We start from the raw sequence: 18,182 nt of genomic DNA, 5'->3' as shown, positions 1-18,182 counted from the left end.
AGGTCGCCCACTCGTTCGATCACCGGACCGACATACGCGAACTTCCTGAGGATGACGCATCGCGAATCCACGGGGGGTTGTGTACCGGAACCACAACGAATTCGAATACATGGGCTAGCCGTAGAGAGCTACATCTACTTTCCCACAACACTTTTCGTTCCGCGGCCTGTCACTCGTCGATCGATCCAACGGCCACGACCAACATTTTGTGCTGTCGATCTTTCGACTCAGTTAGCTCAAACGAACAACTTTCAGTCCGTTAGAGCCGTAATCAGCAAGACCACTTGTCCGCTGGCGGTCGACTATCTGTCGAACTTCGCAACCTGCACGCTGCTCCCACCGGAATGCAACGCGTCCACCGCGAGAGCAAACTTCGTTTGGCTCGCCGCGGCCCGTGGGATTTGCCGACTGATTCCAAAGTGCCCTTCTGCGGACCGGCCAGGTTCACATCATTAATTCTGGCTCGGTGTCGCTGATGGCGACGGAAGGCGCGGATAGGCGGTCTCAAATACGTGGTCCGCGGATCGGTCCGGATCGGCGGGCCTGTTGTTGGCGCAGTTGCTTGCGCCGTTCGGCTTTACGTTGCTCGACGAGGCGGCGTTGTTCGGCAGCGCGTTGCTCTGCGGCCTCTCGTCGCGCCCGGTCCGTGTCGATGATCGGATCGGGCGTCGCAGGTTGCTGAGTCGGTGCCGACTGCTGTCCGGGGCGTGTGTGTGCGGGCACCTGAGCGGGTGCGGTCACTGTCTTGATACGGGCGTTGACCTGATCCCACGCTCGGGCGGCTTCCCCGTGTTCGGGTCGGTCTCCGATGAGCGTGCGGTCGGTGTCAATGCCGAATTGTTCTCGGTAGGCCCCGACTTGGCCGGCGGTGATCTGCCAGCGCAGCCGGGCACCGCCGGAGTCGGGAACCTCGCCGAGGTGGCGGGTCCAGGCGGGTTGATCGTCGACGGCGTTCTGTCCGAGCTCGCGGGTGCGTTCGGCGATCTCGGTGTATCGCCGCCGGCTCCAGGCGACGAGTTCGGGGTTGATTCCCTCCCGGTCCTGCATCGGCGGCAGCACCCAACTCGGAGCACTGTGGTCGCGTGCTTCTCGGCCGAGGGGCCAGCGTCGTTCGGCGTCGTCGAGCAGATCCGCTGCACTCGGGTCGGGGTCGGTGACACCGCGCCGCAGTTCCACGATCGCGGCGTGGGGGTCTTTGCCGGCGCGTTCGGCATTGCGTAGATGCGCGGCGAGGTCGGGCCATGCCCCGTCGTCGTCGAGGATCGTGTCGGCGTGCTCACCGAACTGGGTCCGCAGCGTCGGTTCGATGCTCTGCGCCCACGCGTGCATCTCGTCCGCGCCGTTCTCGATGTGCTTTTCGAGTCGCCAGTGCATCACGGCGGAGACGGAGTCGGCGCTGGCAAGTTCGCGCTCCGAGCGGGCGGCGGCGAGGGTGGGGGCGGCATCGAGGCCGAGCTGCTCGGCGCGGCGGTACTGGTGGACGAAGGTGTCCCATTCGGCTTCGCCGATCATCGTGTTCGCCAGCTCCGGACCCATGTTCTCGCGCACGATCGCCTCGATGCGGTGCGCGTCGATGAGCTCTCCCGCGTACTCATATCCGCCCACGTTGTAGTCGAGCTTGAGGTGCGCGACGGCGGCGTCGCGTTGCTGTTCGGTCGCCGAGACGTCCGAGCCGTCGCGGCCGATGATGGTCCGCACGACTTCGTCGGCGATCTTCTTGTCCGGATGCACGTGGATCAGGTGCGGGTCGACGATCCGGTCGATGGGCACGTACAGCTGGCTTCTCTCGCGGCCGCGGGTGAGGGCGACGTAGAGGGCTTGCCGGTTCATGGTGTCGTCGACGAGGACGTGGACCTGGTCGACGGTCATGCCTTGCGAACGGTGGATAGTGGCGGCGTAACCGAGCTCGCAGTGCTCTGTGACGTACTCGGCCGGCAGGCGGATGCTCCCGCCGTGTTCGAGGTGGCGCACGGTCAGCGATCCGTCGCGGTGCGCGGTCTTGACCGTCCACAAGTCGCCGTTGCGGACCCGTTCCCCCCTGGTACCGGTGACTCGCAGGCTGGTGTCGTTGCGGCGGGTGACGATGCGGTCCCCGGCGCTGGCGCGCAGTCCGTCGGACAGGTCGTTGCCGCCTTTCTTGACCAGTCCCTTGGCGAGTCGTTCGGTGCGGGCCCGGTCGTTGAGGTCGCGGACGGCGTGGTTGCTGTTGGCGATCATCAGCGACGTCGTCTCGGTCTCCGAGGTCTTCGCCCAGGCGGTGAAAACCTTTTCGGCGAGGTCGTCGGCCATGCCGTGTTGCACGCGGTCTTTCGCGGCGTACCAGGCGGCGACGGAGGTGTCGCCGTCGCGCAGCCGCAAGGAAATCTCGGCCTCTTCCTTGTCGCGGAAACGATGAACGTCGACCAGTTCCGGTGCCGCGCTCGATCGGGCGACCAGTCGCAGTGCACCGCCCGTATCGACGGCGGCGAGCTGCTGCGGGTCGCCGAGTAGGCGGACCACTGCGCCGTGCTCGGCGGCGATGTAGGTCAGCCGGTCCAAATTGTGTGTCGATGCCATGCCTGCTTCGTCGACGAGGATCATCGCGCCCGGGGTGGTGCCAGTGTCGAGGTGGTTCTCGTAGCGGGTGAGGACGTCGTCGATCGTGCGGCCGGTGACACCGAGTTCGTCGCCCAGGACGTCGGCGGCTTTCGCGGACGGCCCGAGGGCGACCACGTCGTATCCGGTACTGCGCCAGGCGTCGACGACGACGCGCATGGCAGTCGTCTTGCCGGTGCCGGCCGGACCGACACCAGCAGCCAGGAGGGCACCGGAGAACAGGAAATGCTCGACAAGTGCTTTCTTGTCCGCGCCGAGGTCCCAGCCTTTGCGTTGGGTGTGCGCGGCGAGGGCGGCGGTGTAGGCGTGGGCAGGTGCCATGACCGCCGTCGGGGTGTGGGCGGCACCGACGAGGCGGTGTTCGGCGGCGAGGATCGCTGCGCTGGTGTAGGTCTCGTTGCCGTGCACGGTCAGGATCGAGGAACCGTCGCTGCGCTGCAACGCCTTGGGTGTCGCGTCGACCTGGCGAGTCAATCGGATCGACTCCGCGCCGAGAGCGGCTTCGGTGACCTTCTCGGCGACCGCGTCACGCTCGGCCGCGGTCGCGAACACCAGCGGCCGTAGTTGTCGTTGGATTTCGGCTTGGATGTGCCAGCGGTTCCAGCTCGAGCGCTGTTGTGCGATGCGTGCGACTGCGGTGCGGGCGATCTCGCGGTGGTCGATCGTGGCGGGATCGGTGACGGTGATCGTGTTCCCGGTGCTCTTCTTCAAGGCTGAGTTGAGGGCGCGGCGGCCGACGACGTCGAGCGCGCGTTCGCGCCATTCCGCGCGTTGAGCACCGAGCGATTTCGGGGGTGCTTTCTCGTTGCGGGTTTCCAGGGTCGCTTGGTCGGCGAGGCGCATCTGCATCGCGGTCGAGGGGTCTTTGCCGTGGGTCTTGCGGTAGTCGGAGACGAGCTTTTCCAGGCGTGACTCGATGGCGTCGCGGCGGGAGAACTCGCTGAGCAGTGCGGTGGGGATGCCCTCGATTTCGCGGACGGCGCGTTTGTTGATTCCGGTGCCGGGGCGGTCGGCGAACACGGTGCCGAGCTCGCGGGTGACGTACTCCTCGATGAGGGTGTTGTAGCGCTCGGATGCGGCGACGGCGAGCTTGTGCAGCACGCGGCCGTCGAGGCTGCGCCATTTGCCGTCGACACCTTGCACTTTGGTGGAGATCGCGACGTGGGTGTGCAGGTTCGGGTCGCCGTTGCGGTTGTCGCGGTGATCGAACCGGGTGTACATCAGGCCGGTCGATTCGATCTGTCCGACACCGGCTTTGCCGACGCGGGTGTAGGAGGCGTTGTCCTCGACCCAGCCGATTGCATCGCTCACCGCGGCGCTGTGTGCGCGCTCGATCGCCGCGCGGGTGTCGTCGTCGCCCAGGCCCCAGAGGACCGACACCGACTTCTGTGGAGTGAACACGCAGTCGTAGCCGGCGACGGGTTGGCGTTCGCGGCGTTGCTGCGAGGCGATGTAGCGGACGAGCTCTGCTTCGCTGGCCGGTGATCGGCCGACTTCGCGGTGGAACTCGTCGGCTCCGACGCGGTAGCGGATCTGCTGGCACTGCTCCGCAGTGAGCGGCTTTCCGCCGGCGGCGCGGTCGTTGTCGATCTCGGCGCGGATGCGCTTCATCAGCGGCACCTCGTTGCGGAAACTCGCGAACTTACGGCCCAGCCGCACACTCTCGATCGCCGCGTTCCCTGTCGTACTGTCTAGGACGGCAGCCTCGATCAACGCCTGGGCTTCGGGATGCAGGCCCTCACCGAACAGTGCCCTCATCTGGTCCTCGCGGACGTAACCGGACACCCCGAGCAAGGCCGAGGCCCGCCCTCCCCAGATGCCCGGCTCGGTGCCTTCAGCGGCGTAGTAGTCGGAGAGGTCTTGGCCGCGTTCGAGGCGGATATCGGCGCTGGCGACCTCGCGGGTGAGGTAGGTGTAGCCGTCGCCCGCGTGCAGCGCGTGGACGGTCATCATCGCGGCCACCGCCGCCGACGAGCCGGTGTGCGACGAGATCTCACGGGCCGATCTCGCTCGAATTCTGCTTCTGAATTGCGCGGCACAGTCGCGATAGTACGCAGATTCCGCCCATGGACACTAATAGTGCAAGAGGTGTGTGACGTTTGGTTTTTCATTTTGCGAAGAGATAAAGGAAATTTGAAGTCGATAGTATCTAGATTTCGGACGAATTAGAACCTGCATGGACGGTGAGGGACGAAAGTTGTAGCTAGACAGATTAATCAGGGCGACCGTGGGTGCGTATGACCCTTTCGCCGGCCAGCATGTTGGCGGTAGCCTATCCAGCATGACTCCCTCGAACGGTGGACCGGTCAGCGCTCGGGAACGGGCTCGGAGAGCGAATGCGCAGAGATTGTCGGACGCACAGTTGCGTTTGAAGAATCAGGAGCAGGATCTGATTTCATATTTCGATGCCACCCGCGACGAACAAAAAATCAATGACGATGTGACCTCAAGGATCGAGCGGTTGCGGCGGGACGCGGAAACCAAACTTGACGCGACGCGCGAGCGGCGCGCAAGAGCACTTGCTGAGCTGAAGAGACGCGGTGAGACATACGCGAGCATTGCGGCCTTGGTGGATCTTTCAGTGCCAGAAGCGACGCGCTTGGTCAAATCGACGATGGCGGCACGTGCGACCGTCCGGTCCAACGTCGATCCGGCTGCAGAGAATGACGCGGGTGGCACGAGTAGCACGGAAGAGAGTGTCGAGAGCCCTGGAGATTCCGCATCGATCACCGCTGCCGAGCCCTCGAGAGATGAAGACTCGTGGGCAGATGGCGAGGGCGGGCGCAGCATCGCGGTAGGAGGTGAACGACCGTGATCGCACTTGTTGCAATCGGATTGATCGTCGCAGGAGCGCTGTGGCGCGCTGGTAAGTCAGAGACTGGTTGGCGGTTCGCTCCTCTGCGGGCAACGGGAGTCATCGCCGCGGGCGTGTTCCGCATCAGCGTGATTGCTGCGTCGATCTTGTTTGCATTTTTCGCCGCCGCCACTATTGGCGCATTGCGCAGCACCCTTCCATAACGAAGCAAGGCTTCGTCACGTGGCGATTTTCCGGCGTAGTCCGGATATTGCCCCATGCGGGTTCACGGGTACGCACCACTTCGCCTTCGCAGCGCTCGTGCTCGTGTGCGTTTGGTGTTCCACGATCATGCTATTGCATGCGTGTCAGGTCAGCAGGTCACGTGCCTACTCGTGCAACCCGCAAGGAAGCACAGTTGCATCCAACGGTGCGGGAACAGAATTCGGTGTGCTGCAAGCGGCGCACTCGGGAATTGCGTCGACACCGCAGGAGCCGAACGGGTCGAGCGTGAGGACTCATTGTCGGGAGCGATGCGACATTGTTGATTCGTGACTGTGAAACTCGGCGACGGCAGCCGACGTCAAGGTCGACGCCGAAGTAACATCTGCGATGTCCAATGGATGTGTAAAAGCACCGAACAGGGAGAGGCGCGCCTGTGACACTGACCCAACCCAGCAAGCACAGGGCGCGGGTGCCGGCCGAACACCGGGTGCTCGGCCTCGACATACGATCACTTCCACCCGCACTGTTCGTCATCGCGGTCTTCGTGGTCCTGACCATCGTCGTACCGAGAATCGACTCCTCTCTCGACTGGGACGATTCGACCGAAGCAGGCGAACAACTCGCCCTCACCGACACCATCGAATTCACCCCCACCGCAGGCTGGAACGTCGAAAGCGGTTTTCGAGTCGACCCAGGCGAATCGGTGCAGAAATCCGGCGACGTCATTCTCGCCGGCGACGGTGTGACGTTTCAGATCTCGTCGGACTCCTTCGACGGCACTCCGTCCCAACTACTGGACCAAACAGCGAAGGTCACCTCTCGTACCAGTGATCCGTCCTTTCAGGTCGAAGGCGATCGAACCAACCTCACGACGGTGACCGGAGAACCCGGCGTCCTTGCGCCCTACAGCAGCATCCGAGGAGACGGTCTCGCGGCGACCTTCGTCATCGACGGGACCGGCCTGCAGATCACGGCATACGGCCCACCCGCCCAGATGACCGCAGCCGCCGAGAACATCCGAGACATGATCACCAGCATCCGCACCACGGACGGGAACAACCGATGAGCGACAACGCAATCGAGACGTCGACGGATCCATCGGCTACCGATGCGCAGCGACGCCAGGACGACGCTGTGAAGATCTCCGGCTGGGGCGAACGATTCGAGTTCTTCCAACCTCACAATTTCTCGTTCTGGGTGTACACCGCTCTCACCGCCCTCGGTGCTGTACAAGCCTGGTCATTCTTCGCTCCGAAGGCCGGGTTCTACGCCGACGGGTTCGCGATAGCGGCCGTCCTCTGCGGCCTGTGCGGTCTCGCCTGGTTCGCGTGGTTCCGCCACATCGACCGGTGGGAACGTCAGCCCGGCACGCTCATTGCAGCTGCGCTGCTGTGGGGCGCAATTCCCGCGACGTTCGCCTTCGCCATGACCGTGAACACCGCGATGCTCGGCATCTACCCCAAGCTCTTCGGCCAAGTCTGGAGTGCCAACTGGGCCGCAGGTGCGACGGCACCGATCACCGAGGAAGCAGCCAAGCTCTGCGGATTCGTGCTTCTGATGGGCCTCGCTCCGCGCTTGGTCAGAACCGCAAATGACGGCTTGATCATCGGAGCCTTCATCGGACTCGGATTCGCCGTCTTCGAAGACTTTCTCTACTCCGCGACCGCGTCTGCCGGGTCGTTCGGGACCGACCCGTTCGGCAATGCCGTGCAGATGTCCTTCACCCGGATCGCGGTCAGCTTCATATCCCACCCCCTGTTCAGCGCATTGGTCTGCGGTGGCGTTCTCTACCTGATCGGGACCAACGCGCAACCCCGAAAAATCGGACGGGGTCTCGCGTTCGTGGCAACCGGAATGTTTTTGCACTTCATGTGGGACGACGCGGGTGGCCTCAGCGGCGGCAACGGCTTGGCCGTCTTCGGCGTCTGGATCGTCTCGATCGTTATCGGATTCACGGTACTGACCATCGCATTCCGTCGCGCAGCGCCGCGCGAGTACCAATTCGTCCGCGACATCCTCGCCCCCGAGGTCGAGGCCGGACATCTCACCGATACCGAGGTCGAAGGCGTGCTGAAGAAGAAGGCACGCAAGGCATTCGAGAAAGCAGCGCCCAATCGGCGATCCCGCAAGGCGCGTAAGCATCTCCGACGAGCAATCCTCGACCTCGCACACGACGTCGCGCGCGACAAGAGCTCAGACACAGAGGCCGTCCGACACTCCCGCGCCGAGGTCGAACGCCTCCGAGCTGATTCACAACTAACCCGGGCCCTCTGACAGCACCATCTCACTCCTGACTGCAAGCGCAATCCCTTGAACCCGGGCGACTGTGCATCCGAAAGACGGTGGCCTAAGGAGGAGATAGATCCGAACGAAACGTTCGCGGGCGTCACCGCGACCAATACTGTTGCGCTGTAGCCTTCGTAATTGCTGAACGGCATTACCTGTGCGCCAGCAATAGTGCTTTCTCGGTGTCTGAACGCCCGAGTACGGGAAACCGAATACAAGTCGTCGCGGCTCAATTGATTGGGTCGATGACCAACGCAAGTATCGGCACCGGTTACCCTGCATGAAGACGGATGCAGTGACGCTTCGTAACGTGTATCGGAAAGGTTCTACGGCTGTGGCCAAACGAGTGACAACCCAATTGGTGGACGATATCGACGGGTCGGTCATCGACGACGAGTCCGGCGAGACGATCGAATTCGCGATCAACGGCGTCGAGTACTCGATCGACCTGAAAGCGAAGAACGCGAACGAGTTTCACAAAAAGCTCGACTACTATGTCGAACACGCGACGCGAGTCGGTGGCCGCAAGCGCAAGCCCTCCCCCGCTGCTGCATCTGTCGCTACAGCGGCCGACGGATCAGCCAAGCGTGATCCAGAGCAGACACGGGCGATTCGGCAGTGGGCTTTCGACCAGGGCTACGAGATCAGCGAACGCGGCCGCATCCCGGCCGACATCGAAGAGGCGTACAACGCCGCACACTGACAGACGGGGTGCCGCCTGCGGCTACGCGAGCGGCGGCTTCTTGTTCTCTCTGCGGCCCGGGCCGTGGCAGGACGGAGTGCAGTGGAGTTCGATTCACCTGCCGCCCGCATGGCGGCCACTCGTTCGGCGTAGTCGACGGCATCGATTGCCGACGTGCACGACATGACGAAGGCCCGTCCCTTGGTTGGGGGGCGGGCCTTGTCGGGTTGATGGGGCGGTCAGTCAGTCGACGGCTTGGTGTCTTTGCCTGCGGCGACATCGCGTAGCCACTGCGGGACCGGATCGTTGTCGTACTCGCGGAGCTTGATCGAGGCTCCTGCGGCTGCGGCGCGGACCTTCCGGCGTTGCTCGGGGGTCCATGCGCGGCGTGGTTCGGTGGTGGTCATGCGCGCTCCTCGCGGTCTGCTGTAGGTCCATTGTCACTGTTGTCGTCGGTTTCCGCCAGATCGGCGCTGCCGGGGTCGATGTCACGGTCCGCGATTGCTCGGAGTGTGCGACGGTCGGTCTTGGCGATGAACGGTGTCGCGGCTACGGTGCCGAACACCGTCCAGCCGAGGGCAACCTCGTCGGGGTTGTCGCTGACGGTGCGTTCGAGGCACCAGGTGATTCGTTGCCAGGATTGGGAGCGGTTGTCCGCTCGGGTGCGTTGGTTGACGGTTCCGGCGACGCCAACGACGGCGAAGACGCCGACTATGAGGGTGATCCAGGCTTGTGCTGGCACGGGCCGGGTTCCTTTCGTGTGGCTGGTTCGGAGTGCGGCGCGCTGCGCAGCACCTTCTGACATCTCGTCAAAGTTTCCTCACGTGGCGGGCTTGTGGCGTGGGCCGAAAGATGCTCAGTGCACGGAAGCGCTCCGCGTCAACGCCGTAGCGCTGGAGAAAGTTCGCTTTCGATCTGCACCGGTCGATCTCTGCCGTCAATTCAGACCAGCAGGTCATACGCCCACTCGTACACCCAGCGAGGCAACTCGGGTGCATCGAACGGTGCAGTAGCGAAACTGGATCCGAAGCGCAGTGCGCACTCGGGGATCGCATCGACCGGGCGGGAGCCGAGGGACCTGGCTGCGACAATCCACTGTCCGCGGTGATGCACTCGGATTGCAGTCGACACTGTGCACCGCCCACCGGAGTACCCTGCGGTCAGCTGGTGGGATTCCCATTCGACGTGCTGGTTCTGTCCGAAAAAGTGCGTCAGCGTCTCGGCGAAGGACGGCCCGTAGAGGGTCCCTCGGTCGGTGTCGATGCGGATGAAGTTCATGGCGTCGGCCTATTCGAGTTGTCACGGAAATGCGAGGTGTGCGTTGAATGTTGCTCAGAACAGGGGGATTTGGTTGCGCGCCGCGAGACTGTCTCGGAGTTCTCGGAACTTGCCCAGAAGGTCTGAGGCGACTGCCTCGGTGTACCCGATGGACCGCGCAACCTCAGTAAGTGTCTTGCCGGCAGCCAGCGATTCATCTATCTCACGCCCGGCAGCGAGGTCCTCAACTTCGCCTGTACCGAGATGCTCGACGTCTGCGGCAGCCAACCGGACAGAAGCGAGAGCATCTTGACGCCGCTCATCGCCCGACTCTGTCTCTCCCCGCGCCGTCACTGTGTGCTGCCGCTGCGGAAGGCGTTCAGGCGGTTCGTCGCTTCACGTTGCGCCCTTCCGATTTCGACGAGCTGATCGAACAAGAATTCTTCCGGTGCTTCCTCGGCGAGCTGCTGAATTCTGATCCCTGCGTCGAAGAAGCTACGTCGGTAACTTTCCGACAGGACCATGCCGGCGTAGTCGGTTGCCGATGCTCCGCATGCGTTGGCTGCGGTGACGTCGGTCAGTGTTCGACGCAGCCGTGCACCGCGGTGTCCACTGGCACCTGACCGGACAAGAACGCCCAGAACACTCGCGGGGTCGCGTGGGAGGTTGTCGATGATCAGCTCCTGCACGATGCCGTACAGCTCGCGATACACGGGATCATGGAAATCATTGGCCTGCAATGAGGCTGCAATGTGGACGGCCTCGTCGGTGTCCTGCAACCACATCAGCGCGCAGATGACCAGTGCTTCCGGTGCCGTCTCCGGATGGTCCGTCAGATCAGCGTGATCTTCGTCGTCGGTGGGTTCTACTGCTCTCAACGGGGTCATCTGTTCGCCTCGTTTCTATTCGTGGGTCTGTTGCGGGAGAACTGGATTCGATATTCCGGTGGCGCTTTGCTTGGCTATGCCGTGTTCGTCCCATAGCGGACGTGTGGGTCAGATGTAGAGAAGGTTCGGTGGCGCGGTGCCGTCGAACTGCTCGAGGCTGTCGAGGACGGCGTTGTAGTTCTCGGGCCTGCAGCTTCCGAGTCCGATGATGAGGGCACAGGTTCCGTCGAGTGTGACGAGGTAGGACGGCGGGCTGCCGTTGTCGGACGATGCGTGCTCGCGCGCGTCGAGGAGAGCGGTACGGACGGCATCTGCGGCGGCGCGTTTCGCACCTTGGAGATTGGGTTCTGCTCCGGTTGCGGTAAGAATTTCGGGGTTGTCTTCGGGGTGTGTGGTGACTGTCCAGGTGATCATCGTTGGTTCCTTGTCGCTCGTGCCGGCCAGCTGCTTGTTGTCGAGGGTCACACGAGGTCCGGAAAAACGGGTTTGGCGCGGAGACCGATCAGGCGAGGGTGTGGATAACTGTCGTGTCGAGTCAGCCTGTGGATAAACGACGTTCGGCCCCGGGGCTGGGGCGGAACGTGTGGTATCAGACGTCGTCGAAGACATCGAGGAGCTTGGCGGGGTCGCGGCGGTAGCGGCCGCCGTCGAGAAATACTCCGACGGCAGCGCGGTGAACGCGGCGGAGTTCGGCCATCAGTGTGTCGTACCCGATGCGGTCGGTGATGCGCCAGGTGACAGGTCCCATGTGCAGGTCTACCCAGTGGATCGTGCGGCGTTGTTCGGACCTGTAGCGGTGGTGCGGCACTGCGGTGTGTTCTGGGCTGTCGAGCCACAGGACAGAGATCGCGGCGGCACCGAATTCTGCGCCTGGTTGGGCGGGGTAGGGGGCTTGTCCGTCGGCTCCGGCGAGTGCGGCCCGGACGGTGGCAAATCCGGTGATAACTGCGGATACTGTTTGGGCGCTGCGGAAGGTCATCATGACGTGACCCAGTGCGACGATCATTTGCGCTTCGTCGGTGGCTGCGGAGGTGGCGGTGATAGTGGCCTGTTGGGGTCCGGAGACCAGGACGGTGGTGTGGGTGACGATTCCGGTGGTCCGGGCGTTGTGTGCGGCGGTGGTCCTTCGTCCTGTGCTGGATGCATTCTGCGGCATGTCGGGCTCTCTTTCTGTTGCGGAACCGGCTCCCCGGCCCTTTCGCTCTGCCAATTTCTTTCGCCGTCATCTGGCTCGAAGGAGAGAAGGCGGCGCACTGAACCGGCGTCCTGGCCCTGATCCGGAAAGTTTTCAGCCGCAGGCGCTTTGAAAAGTTTTCGGAGCCCATCGGGCCGGAGCAACGCGGAGTCTGGGTTGGGTAAGACGGGTCAGGGTGTTGCATGCTCGACCGGAGCCAGATGTGCGAAAGAAATCGTTCTTTCTGTAGTGCGGAGCGCAGCGGAGCTCAATCTGGAGACCGCCGGAGGTGGTCCCAGGGCTGCGCGCGCCTCGACGCGGACTTAGCCATCCGGGCGCCACCACCTCACAGTCATCAACAGCCTGGGGCGATTGCGCGGGAGCGACGGAAAGCAACCTGGCTCGATGTCGCGGTAGCACTTCTATCTTGCGGACATCCGGTCACGCTCGCTGGCTGGCGTGTCATCAAACTTGAGTTGCCCGTCCTGGTGGCGATCGACGATCCCCGCGGTGACTTCTTCCCACTTCCGATATCGGCGCATCGCGGTCGATGCAACGGAGCCGTCCGTTTCTCTACCGATTCGCGCCCACGACCATTCGCGGTGGGCGTGTCGGAGCCGCGCTGTTTCCGCAACTTCCGGTGTGACGTCGTCTACTTGCAGTCGAGGCGAGTCCGCCGTGTCGACGTGTTCTCCCCGCGTGCCGTCTTCGCCCTCTGAATCGTCCCGGCTCGGACTGGGGCCTTCTTGGCTGAACTCAGTATCTGTCCTGTCCGGCTCCGCTGTGGCAGCACTTGGAGCGAATTCCACTCTGACGGCCCCGCGGGGCGCACGAAGTATGACGGCCAGCACTTCGGTCATCGCAAGGAGCGCAATAGGCGCAATGGTGGCAATACCCGCCGAGACTACGGCCGGAAGCAAGGTCGCACTCAACACTGCGTGGTACGAGTTACCCGCAATCGACGCCGATGCGGCAACACGCAAGATCGTGACGACGAAGCGACGGCCCTTGATCGTTCGGTTGTCCGTGTGGTTGGACAGCGCAATTGCTGTCACTGTTGTCGAGACGATTGCACCGTCCAACACGACTGGAATTACCCACGCCTCGCCGGGACCGATCCCAGCCATCACCGCGAGATCACGCAACACAGCGAAACTGAGCCAGAAGGACGCCCCGGCAATGCCTACTGTCAGTGCAACGGCTGTCGCGAGAGCCCACTGTAAAATCGCGGGATGGAGCGCAACGACGTCTGACGGCTTTGTTATCAACGGGGTTGCCGCGGAGTGTGATCGGCTCATCGGATTCTCGGTCCTCGTGCGAGAGGGCCCGTTCGTTGCGGGAACGGCGCACCGTCGTTGAACCTGTTGCGCAACAACTCCAAGTAGTCTTCGATCGCCGCGTTGACGAGATCCGACGGGCCCCGCGGCGCGCCCGGCGTTGCGGACAGTGCTTCGGCTGCGTTGAGAAGATCGTCGACGGTGGACTGGTAGAGGTAGTACGAACGCTTCTGTTTTGCGTTGTCCGGTGGCGGTTGCGTATTGGCCTCGGCCGACGAAACAGTGTCGTGGGGCTGTCGCGAGTTCTCCGGCGGATCGACTGGGCTCGATCCGGCGAGTGCGCTCTTCATGCGTTCGGGCCGGGCCATCACAGGTGTCCCTTCGTGAGCAGCGCAAGAGTGTCCCGATAGATCGTCGACAGGCCGCGAGATTGTGTTGTTCCCCAATCGACCAGGCTGGTTTGGGCCTCCATCGAGTCTTTGATGACAACCCGCTTGGGAACGGCATCGCCGAGAACGTTGATGCTTGCGGCGATCTCGATCAATTGTTCTCGGCCGCTGATCGTCGCGATCTCGTGGAGGTTGACGATCGCACCGAGCATGGCGAGGTCCGGGTTGTAGCTGCGCTTGACTGCATCGATGGTGCGCAGCAAGCGCGCGAGTCCATTGGCTGAGAACAGCGCTGACTGAGTCACGACGACGGCGGCGCGCGCTGCAACAAGGGCGTTGATGGTCAGCAGATCGAGGCTAGGTGGGCAATCGATGAGGATCACGTCGTACACGCCTCGTACGACGTCGATTGCGTCGCGAAGCCGCCGTTCTCGGCCGGCACCAGCGACGACCAATTGATCGCGGACATAGGCCAGGGACTCGTTTCCCGGCGACGTGGGTACCAGGTCTACGCCAGGCCAGATGGTAGGGACGACAGCATCGGCGATGGTCGCGTTCGACGACTCGGCGAGTACGTCGGCAACACCGACATCGTCGCTCGCGAGCTCGGTCCTGGTCAGGACTGTGCTGGCGTTGCCTTGCGGATCCACGTCGACAACGAGTGCACGCTTCCCGGCTTGGGCAACGGCGTAGGTGAGGTGAAAGACGGTGGTGGTCTTGCCCACTCCGCCCTTCTGGTTGCAGAACGCAAAGATGTCAGCGGGCATGGTGGGCCTCACTCTCCATGTATGAATGGGACGAACTGGGGGTATGGCGGGAATGGGATGTCATGCACGCCTTGGAACCGACAGATGTGTCGTGCCCCTTAGAAGTGTTGGATGTATTGCAGGTACGGGACTCGATTCGCGAGTCGCGCCCCAAAGGCGAAAGACATGCCATAGCGGTATGAGAAGCGTTTACCATCAACACATCCCGGGCATGAGCGACATCCCTTGTGTGCATGGGAGGTGTAACCACTGCAGGACGTATGACATCCGTTGCCAGCGAGTCATCTGAGGAACTCTTTGCGGGTAATTCAGGTATGGGACTGGCGGGGAACGCCGCCGCACTGCTAGCGGGAGCGGCCTGCACCGGCGGGCTGCTGCGCTCGTGTCCAAGCAACCAAATGTGTTGCTCTGGTCGGCTCTTCGTGGAATCGACGTGCAGAACGGATAAGAGCACCAGATCTGCACGGACTGAACGATCGAGGTCCGAATGACAGTTCGTTGTGAAAGGCAACTCGTTGGTGTCAGCATTGCAGATGGGTCGAGGGCTCAACTGGTACCTCCATAGTGGTGACGTATGAAAGACAAGGGACTTCGTTCGTTCCCTCCGGACCCCCCATGGCCCCTGAGCCAATTTCCGCACCCACGTTGTCCGCTCCACGCCCGATAGCCCCGCGCCTCGGTGGGCGCGCGGCTAATCGGTATCGCCACCCGCTCGATGATCAGTCGAGCTGATGGTGCCTCGGGGCCGGTCTCCGAGGATTTACAAAGGGTGCACAGGCCGGCGGCAGGCTGGTTGTTCGTCGGGCTCTGCCAGAAAACGACGCTGCGACAGCGACTGCGGGCGGACTTCAACGGCACGCCGGACCCACGCAGGGGTACGGCGTTACGTAGACAACCGCGAAAACAGTGTGTACGCAGATGGATTCACCTAGACATGAGTAAATCCGGCCTCCGATCATCCCCGCTCTACGTCGACAACATCCCGAAGCAGAGTGAGGGCATGAGCGCGGCAAAACGCCTTGTGAGGCGCGTCAGGACCGATTAGTATCCGAGGACGAAGCTCCTTCCTGCAAGGTGGGGATTTCGAGGACGCCCTCGGCACCGGTGCTCGTAACACCGGAACTCGCCGGGGGCGTCTCTAGTTCGTACGGGTCCGCAGTGAGAGGCATGTCAGGCAACGCCCGAGCTGACGCGTGCCGCCTCCTCCAGTCCGACGATGTACTCGTCAATGGCCGTGTCGGGAATCAGTCGGCGCTTACCGACCTTGACGCTGCGAATCTCACCGGCCGCAAGCTTGTTGAACAGGTTGGAACGTCCGAGACCCGTCCGAGCCATCGCTTCCTGGACCGAATACAACCGTCGTGACATGGTGTTTCCTCTCCGAATTTTGTGTAATGAAGCCACAATCGGGTACTCGATCGAGCCTCGTCCATGTGGTTCCACCACAACCTAGCAATTCAGTAGCGTTGCCACAACACATACGCAAAATCGGCTAGACTGCGTGCTTATGACACAGTCCTGGGCTGAACAGCTAGTGGCCCGCGTCGCCGGTGAAGTCCGGCGGCTTCGAGGCAAGGACCACTCCGCAATGTCAGCGGCGAAGCTCGCGGATCGCACCGAGGAGATCGGATATGGGATCTCGCGGTCGGTGGTCGCCGATTTGGAGACAGGGCGCAAGAAGAGCATCGACGTACCCGAGCTTCTGGTTCTCGCCGCAGCCCTCGGTGTTTCGCCGGCCCAGCTGGTTTTTCCTGATCTCCCCAGAGGCAAAGTCGAGGTACTTCCCGGGCTCGACCAGGAGTCCCACGATGCACTGCGATGGTTCAGCGGTGAAGCTGGCTTGATGAGGCCTTCGACCGACTGGTCGGAACGTGGGGACGAGGAACCAATGGACGTATGGGTCCGCGAGCAGTTCGATCCCAAGAACGATCGGGTGGGCCTTGTGCGCGAGTGGCTACAGGCGCTGCAGGCGATGCGTCGCGCACGCGTTCAGATGCGCAACGGCCTCTCCAAGCAAGACTCGGTGGAGCACGTCGAGGCAATGAAGTTCATGTATGAGGACGCGAGACGACGCTCCGAGGAACTGTTTCGTCAGATGACCGAGCTCGACATGAACGTCGGTGATGAGGTGTCCGATGGCTAGGCAACAACTACCCCCACAGATCCGCAAAATTTCCGTGCGGGACAGAAAGTCCGGGAGACAACTTACACGCTACGAAGTCACGGTGGACACCGGTAGCAAGACCACCGTCAAGGTGGATGCAGCCGGCGTACCGCAAACGGTGACTCGCCGGACGCAGAGCCGCCGTCGATACTCGACCGAGCAAGCGGCACGGAGCGCGCTCGCCGAGACCCTCAACTCTGTGAACAACGGCCTGTACGTTCACACTTCGCAGTTGACAGTCGAGATGGCAGTCAACTACTGGCTCGAATCGAAACACTCTTTGAAGCCGTCCTCCCTCCATGGCCACCGAACCAATTTGCAGCCTGTGATCTCCGAGCTCGGGCACATTCCGGTTCAGAAGCTCACGAAGCCCAACGTCGAGTCCCTGGTGAGAAACCTCCGCAACGGAGGACTTCCGACAAAGCAGGGACGACCGCGGAAACCATGGTCGGCGAGGACCGTGAACTACATGCTGGGACTGATCACTGCGATCCTCCAAGATCAGATGAAGCAGGGCAATGTAATTCGGAACGTCGGTGCGATGGTCGATCGGCTTCCCGCCGAGGCTACCGAGATGCAGACACTCTCCAAACTGGAAGTCGACAAGTTGCTCGCGCACGTGGCTCGCGAGCCGATGCAGCATGCCTGGCAGCTGGCGATGCACGGGATGCGGCGAGGCGAAATCGCCGGTCTCCGTTGGGAGGACGTCGACCTCGACAAAGCAAAACTAAAAGTCGCCAACACCCGCATCGCGGTTGGCAGCGACATCATCGAGGGTCCACCGAAGACCAAGAAGTCTCGACGAACGCTTCCGATCTCGAAGCCACTCGAGGCAGCGCTCCGGGCGGCGCGAGCGCAGCAGGCGAGGGACAAGCTGAGCCTCGGCGAGCACTACCAGGAATCTGAATATGTAGTCCGGTTGCCCAGCGGGCAGGCCGTCCACCCGAATTTGCTGACCTTCCGATGGAAGAAAATCCTCGAATCCGCGCAGCTCAGGCACGTGCGTTTGCACGACGCTCGACATACCTGCGCGACGCTCATGCACCTGCAGGGGATCCCGATCGCCGTGATTGCCGCCTGGCTGGGACACGCTTCTGCCGCGTTCACATTAAGCGTATATACGCACTCGCAAGAAGACGCATTGATAGAGGCCGCGACAAGTTTTAAATAAGACTGCAAACCGCAAAGACATACTTTCGGCACAGCGGGCAATCGCCAAGACTAGGCGACTACTGCATCCGAATCGCACGAGCAAGAGGACGATACTGCACTAGAGGCCTTCACCTGCGAAGGTACGTACCCGATTTCACGAAGGGCTTCGCTTACTGCGCCGATACTTAGATGCAACGCACCAGTACCGACATACTTGTCCGCAAAATTTGACGAACTAGCCAAAATTATGCGATGAAAATCCGAAACTGCGCTCTGATTGACGGGGCGTAAAGCATAAACACAATCACTCAACACGACGGGATACGCTCCACGGTGAATACCAATCTTCAGCGGTACTGGATTACCGACTCGCGGGAGTAGCACAAATTCTCCCGTGGTGGCGAGTTGAGACGGCGCGAGCCGTGTCGCCCGCTGATTTCGACTGAGAATATCTGGTGTGTGCAAGAATGGTGTGTCGCATTCGCGGACAGGCCATGACTTATACGTCGGAACTCGCCCCCTTACCACCTCTA

Annotated in this window: 18 protein-coding genes; 7 read left to right on the top strand and 11 right to left on the bottom strand. The window is 62.3% G+C overall.

The window, feature by feature from the left end:
- Window positions 1-504: 504 nt before the first annotated feature.
- Window positions 505-4,548 carry a MobF family relaxase gene (gene mobF, locus ACQR3T_RS01475; RefSeq protein ID WP_428692304.1) on the bottom strand — a complete coding sequence of 1,348 codons (4,044 nt, stop codon included), beginning with the start codon at window positions 4,546-4,548 and terminating at the stop codon, window positions 505-507.
- A gap of 328 nt (window positions 4,549-4,876) precedes the next feature.
- Here mobF and ACQR3T_RS01470 point away from each other — a divergent pair, with 328 nt between their 5' ends.
- The 5 genes from ACQR3T_RS01470 to ACQR3T_RS01450 all read left to right on the top strand — a co-directional run bounded on the left by ACQR3T_RS01470 (window position 4,877) and on the right by ACQR3T_RS01450 (window position 8,603).
- The gene (locus ACQR3T_RS01470) at window positions 4,877-5,410 is read left to right on the top strand and encodes a hypothetical protein (protein WP_428692303.1); all 534 of its coding nucleotides are present in this window, start codon (window positions 4,877-4,879) and stop codon (window positions 5,408-5,410) included.
- Entirely contained in the window at window positions 5,407-5,613 is a 207-nt protein-coding gene (locus ACQR3T_RS01465; protein WP_428692302.1) for a hypothetical protein, read from the top strand. Before ACQR3T_RS01470 ends, ACQR3T_RS01465 begins: the two co-directional genes overlap by 4 nt.
- Before the next feature lie 434 nt (window positions 5,614-6,047).
- A complete protein-coding gene (locus ACQR3T_RS01460; protein ID WP_428692301.1) occupies window positions 6,048-6,680 on the top strand; it encodes a hypothetical protein in 633 nt (210 codons plus the stop codon).
- On the top strand, window positions 6,677-7,888 hold the full coding sequence (locus tag ACQR3T_RS01455; protein WP_428692300.1) for a PrsW family intramembrane metalloprotease: 1,212 nt from the start codon (window positions 6,677-6,679) through the stop codon (window positions 7,886-7,888). Before ACQR3T_RS01460 ends, ACQR3T_RS01455 begins: the two co-directional genes overlap by 4 nt.
- A 346-nt stretch (window positions 7,889-8,234) precedes the next feature.
- Complete coding sequence (locus tag ACQR3T_RS01450; RefSeq protein ID WP_428692299.1) at window positions 8,235-8,603, top strand: histone-like nucleoid-structuring protein Lsr2; 369 nt, start codon at window positions 8,235-8,237, stop codon at window positions 8,601-8,603.
- A gap of 218 nt (window positions 8,604-8,821) precedes the next feature.
- On the opposite strand, the gene ACQR3T_RS01445 is transcribed toward ACQR3T_RS01450, so the two are convergent.
- The 10 genes from ACQR3T_RS01445 to ACQR3T_RS01400 all read right to left on the bottom strand — a co-directional run bounded on the left by ACQR3T_RS01445 (window position 8,822) and on the right by ACQR3T_RS01400 (window position 15,701).
- Complete coding sequence (locus tag ACQR3T_RS01445) at window positions 8,822-8,989, bottom strand: hypothetical protein (protein ID WP_155290501.1); 168 nt, start codon at window positions 8,987-8,989, stop codon at window positions 8,822-8,824.
- A complete protein-coding gene (locus ACQR3T_RS01440; RefSeq protein ID WP_141214736.1) occupies window positions 8,986-9,324 on the bottom strand; it encodes a hypothetical protein in 339 nt (112 codons plus the stop codon). The genes ACQR3T_RS01445 and ACQR3T_RS01440 overlap by 4 nt, the downstream gene beginning before the upstream one ends.
- Window positions 9,325-9,524: 200 nt before the next feature.
- Complete coding sequence (locus ACQR3T_RS01435) at window positions 9,525-9,860, bottom strand: hypothetical protein (RefSeq protein WP_428692298.1); 336 nt, start codon at window positions 9,858-9,860, stop codon at window positions 9,525-9,527.
- A 329-nt stretch (window positions 9,861-10,189) separates the two neighbouring features.
- Window positions 10,190-10,726: a DnaB-like helicase N-terminal domain-containing protein gene (locus ACQR3T_RS01430; RefSeq protein WP_428692297.1), complete on the bottom strand. Its 537-nt coding sequence runs from the start codon at window positions 10,724-10,726 to the stop codon at window positions 10,190-10,192.
- 108 nt (window positions 10,727-10,834) lie between these two features.
- Window positions 10,835-11,140 (bottom strand): hypothetical protein, encoded by a 306-nt coding sequence (locus tag ACQR3T_RS01425; protein ID WP_032389898.1) that lies wholly within the window; start codon window positions 11,138-11,140, stop codon window positions 10,835-10,837.
- A gap of 175 nt (window positions 11,141-11,315) precedes the next feature.
- Window positions 11,316-11,882, bottom strand: coding sequence for a hypothetical protein (locus ACQR3T_RS01420; RefSeq protein ID WP_428692296.1), 567 nt, complete (start codon window positions 11,880-11,882; stop codon window positions 11,316-11,318).
- 440 nt (window positions 11,883-12,322) lie between these two features.
- Window positions 12,323-13,198, bottom strand: coding sequence for a DUF2637 domain-containing protein (locus ACQR3T_RS01415; RefSeq protein WP_428692295.1), 876 nt, complete (start codon window positions 13,196-13,198; stop codon window positions 12,323-12,325).
- Complete coding sequence (locus tag ACQR3T_RS01410; protein WP_428692294.1) at window positions 13,195-13,545, bottom strand: hypothetical protein; 351 nt, start codon at window positions 13,543-13,545, stop codon at window positions 13,195-13,197. The genes ACQR3T_RS01415 and ACQR3T_RS01410 overlap by 4 nt, the downstream gene beginning before the upstream one ends.
- A complete protein-coding gene (locus tag ACQR3T_RS01405) occupies window positions 13,545-14,333 on the bottom strand; it encodes a ParA family protein (RefSeq protein ID WP_428692293.1) in 789 nt (262 codons plus the stop codon). Before ACQR3T_RS01405 ends, ACQR3T_RS01410 begins: the two co-directional genes overlap by 1 nt.
- Before the next feature lie 1,170 nt (window positions 14,334-15,503).
- Complete coding sequence (locus tag ACQR3T_RS01400; protein ID WP_032368532.1) at window positions 15,504-15,701, bottom strand: excisionase family DNA-binding protein; 198 nt, start codon at window positions 15,699-15,701, stop codon at window positions 15,504-15,506.
- A gap of 139 nt (window positions 15,702-15,840) precedes the next feature.
- On the opposite strand from ACQR3T_RS01400, the gene ACQR3T_RS01395 reads away from it, so the two are divergent.
- Entirely contained in the window at window positions 15,841-16,476 is a 636-nt protein-coding gene (locus ACQR3T_RS01395; RefSeq protein ID WP_428692292.1) for a helix-turn-helix domain-containing protein, read from the top strand.
- A gap of 220 nt (window positions 16,477-16,696) precedes the next feature.
- The gene (locus ACQR3T_RS01390; RefSeq protein ID WP_428692291.1) at window positions 16,697-17,668 is read left to right on the top strand and encodes a tyrosine-type recombinase/integrase; all 972 of its coding nucleotides are present in this window, start codon (window positions 16,697-16,699) and stop codon (window positions 17,666-17,668) included.
- The last annotated feature ends 514 nt before the right edge of the window (window positions 17,669-18,182 follow it).

It is taken from the genome of Rhodococcus sp. IEGM1428, from assembly GCF_050321865.1.
In the GTDB taxonomy this organism is placed as follows: Bacteria; Actinomycetota; Actinomycetes; order Mycobacteriales; family Mycobacteriaceae; genus Rhodococcoides.
The sequence above is the reverse complement of the archived record's forward strand: the minus strand, read 5'-3'. Positions and strand labels throughout refer to the sequence as shown.

Bases quoted from the DNA above. Each gene is read 5' to 3' on its own strand.
- ACQR3T_RS01470 (WP_428692303.1), top strand. From the start codon at position 4,877: ATGACTCCCTCGAACGGTGGACCGGTCAGCGCTCGGGAACGGGCTCGG.
- ACQR3T_RS01425 (WP_032389898.1), bottom strand. From the start codon at position 11,140: ATGATCACCTGGACAGTCACCACACACCCCGAAGACAACCCCGAAATT.
- ACQR3T_RS01455 (WP_428692300.1), top strand. From the start codon at position 6,677: ATGAGCGACAACGCAATCGAGACGTCGACGGATCCATCGGCTACCGAT.
- ACQR3T_RS01405 (WP_428692293.1), bottom strand. From the start codon at position 14,333: ATGCCCGCTGACATCTTTGCGTTCTGCAACCAGAAGGGCGGAGTGGGC.
- ACQR3T_RS01415 (WP_428692295.1), bottom strand. From the start codon at position 13,198: ATGAGCCGATCACACTCCGCGGCAACCCCGTTGATAACAAAGCCGTCA.
- ACQR3T_RS01445 (WP_155290501.1), bottom strand. From the start codon at position 8,989: ATGACCACCACCGAACCACGCCGCGCATGGACCCCCGAGCAACGCCGG.
- ACQR3T_RS01430 (WP_428692297.1), bottom strand. From the start codon at position 10,726: ATGACCCCGTTGAGAGCAGTAGAACCCACCGACGACGAAGATCACGCT.
- ACQR3T_RS01410 (WP_428692294.1), bottom strand. From the start codon at position 13,545: ATGGCCCGGCCCGAACGCATGAAGAGCGCACTCGCCGGATCGAGCCCA.
- ACQR3T_RS01400 (WP_032368532.1), bottom strand. From the start codon at position 15,701: ATGTCACGACGGTTGTATTCGGTCCAGGAAGCGATGGCTCGGACGGGT.
- ACQR3T_RS01420 (WP_428692296.1), bottom strand. From the start codon at position 11,882: ATGCCGCAGAATGCATCCAGCACAGGACGAAGGACCACCGCCGCACAC.
- mobF (WP_428692304.1), bottom strand. From the start codon at position 4,548: ATGATGACCGTCCACGCGCTGCACGCGGGCGACGGCTACACCTACCTC.
- ACQR3T_RS01395 (WP_428692292.1), top strand. From the start codon at position 15,841: ATGACACAGTCCTGGGCTGAACAGCTAGTGGCCCGCGTCGCCGGTGAA.
- ACQR3T_RS01435 (WP_428692298.1), bottom strand. From the start codon at position 9,860: ATGAACTTCATCCGCATCGACACCGACCGAGGGACCCTCTACGGGCCG.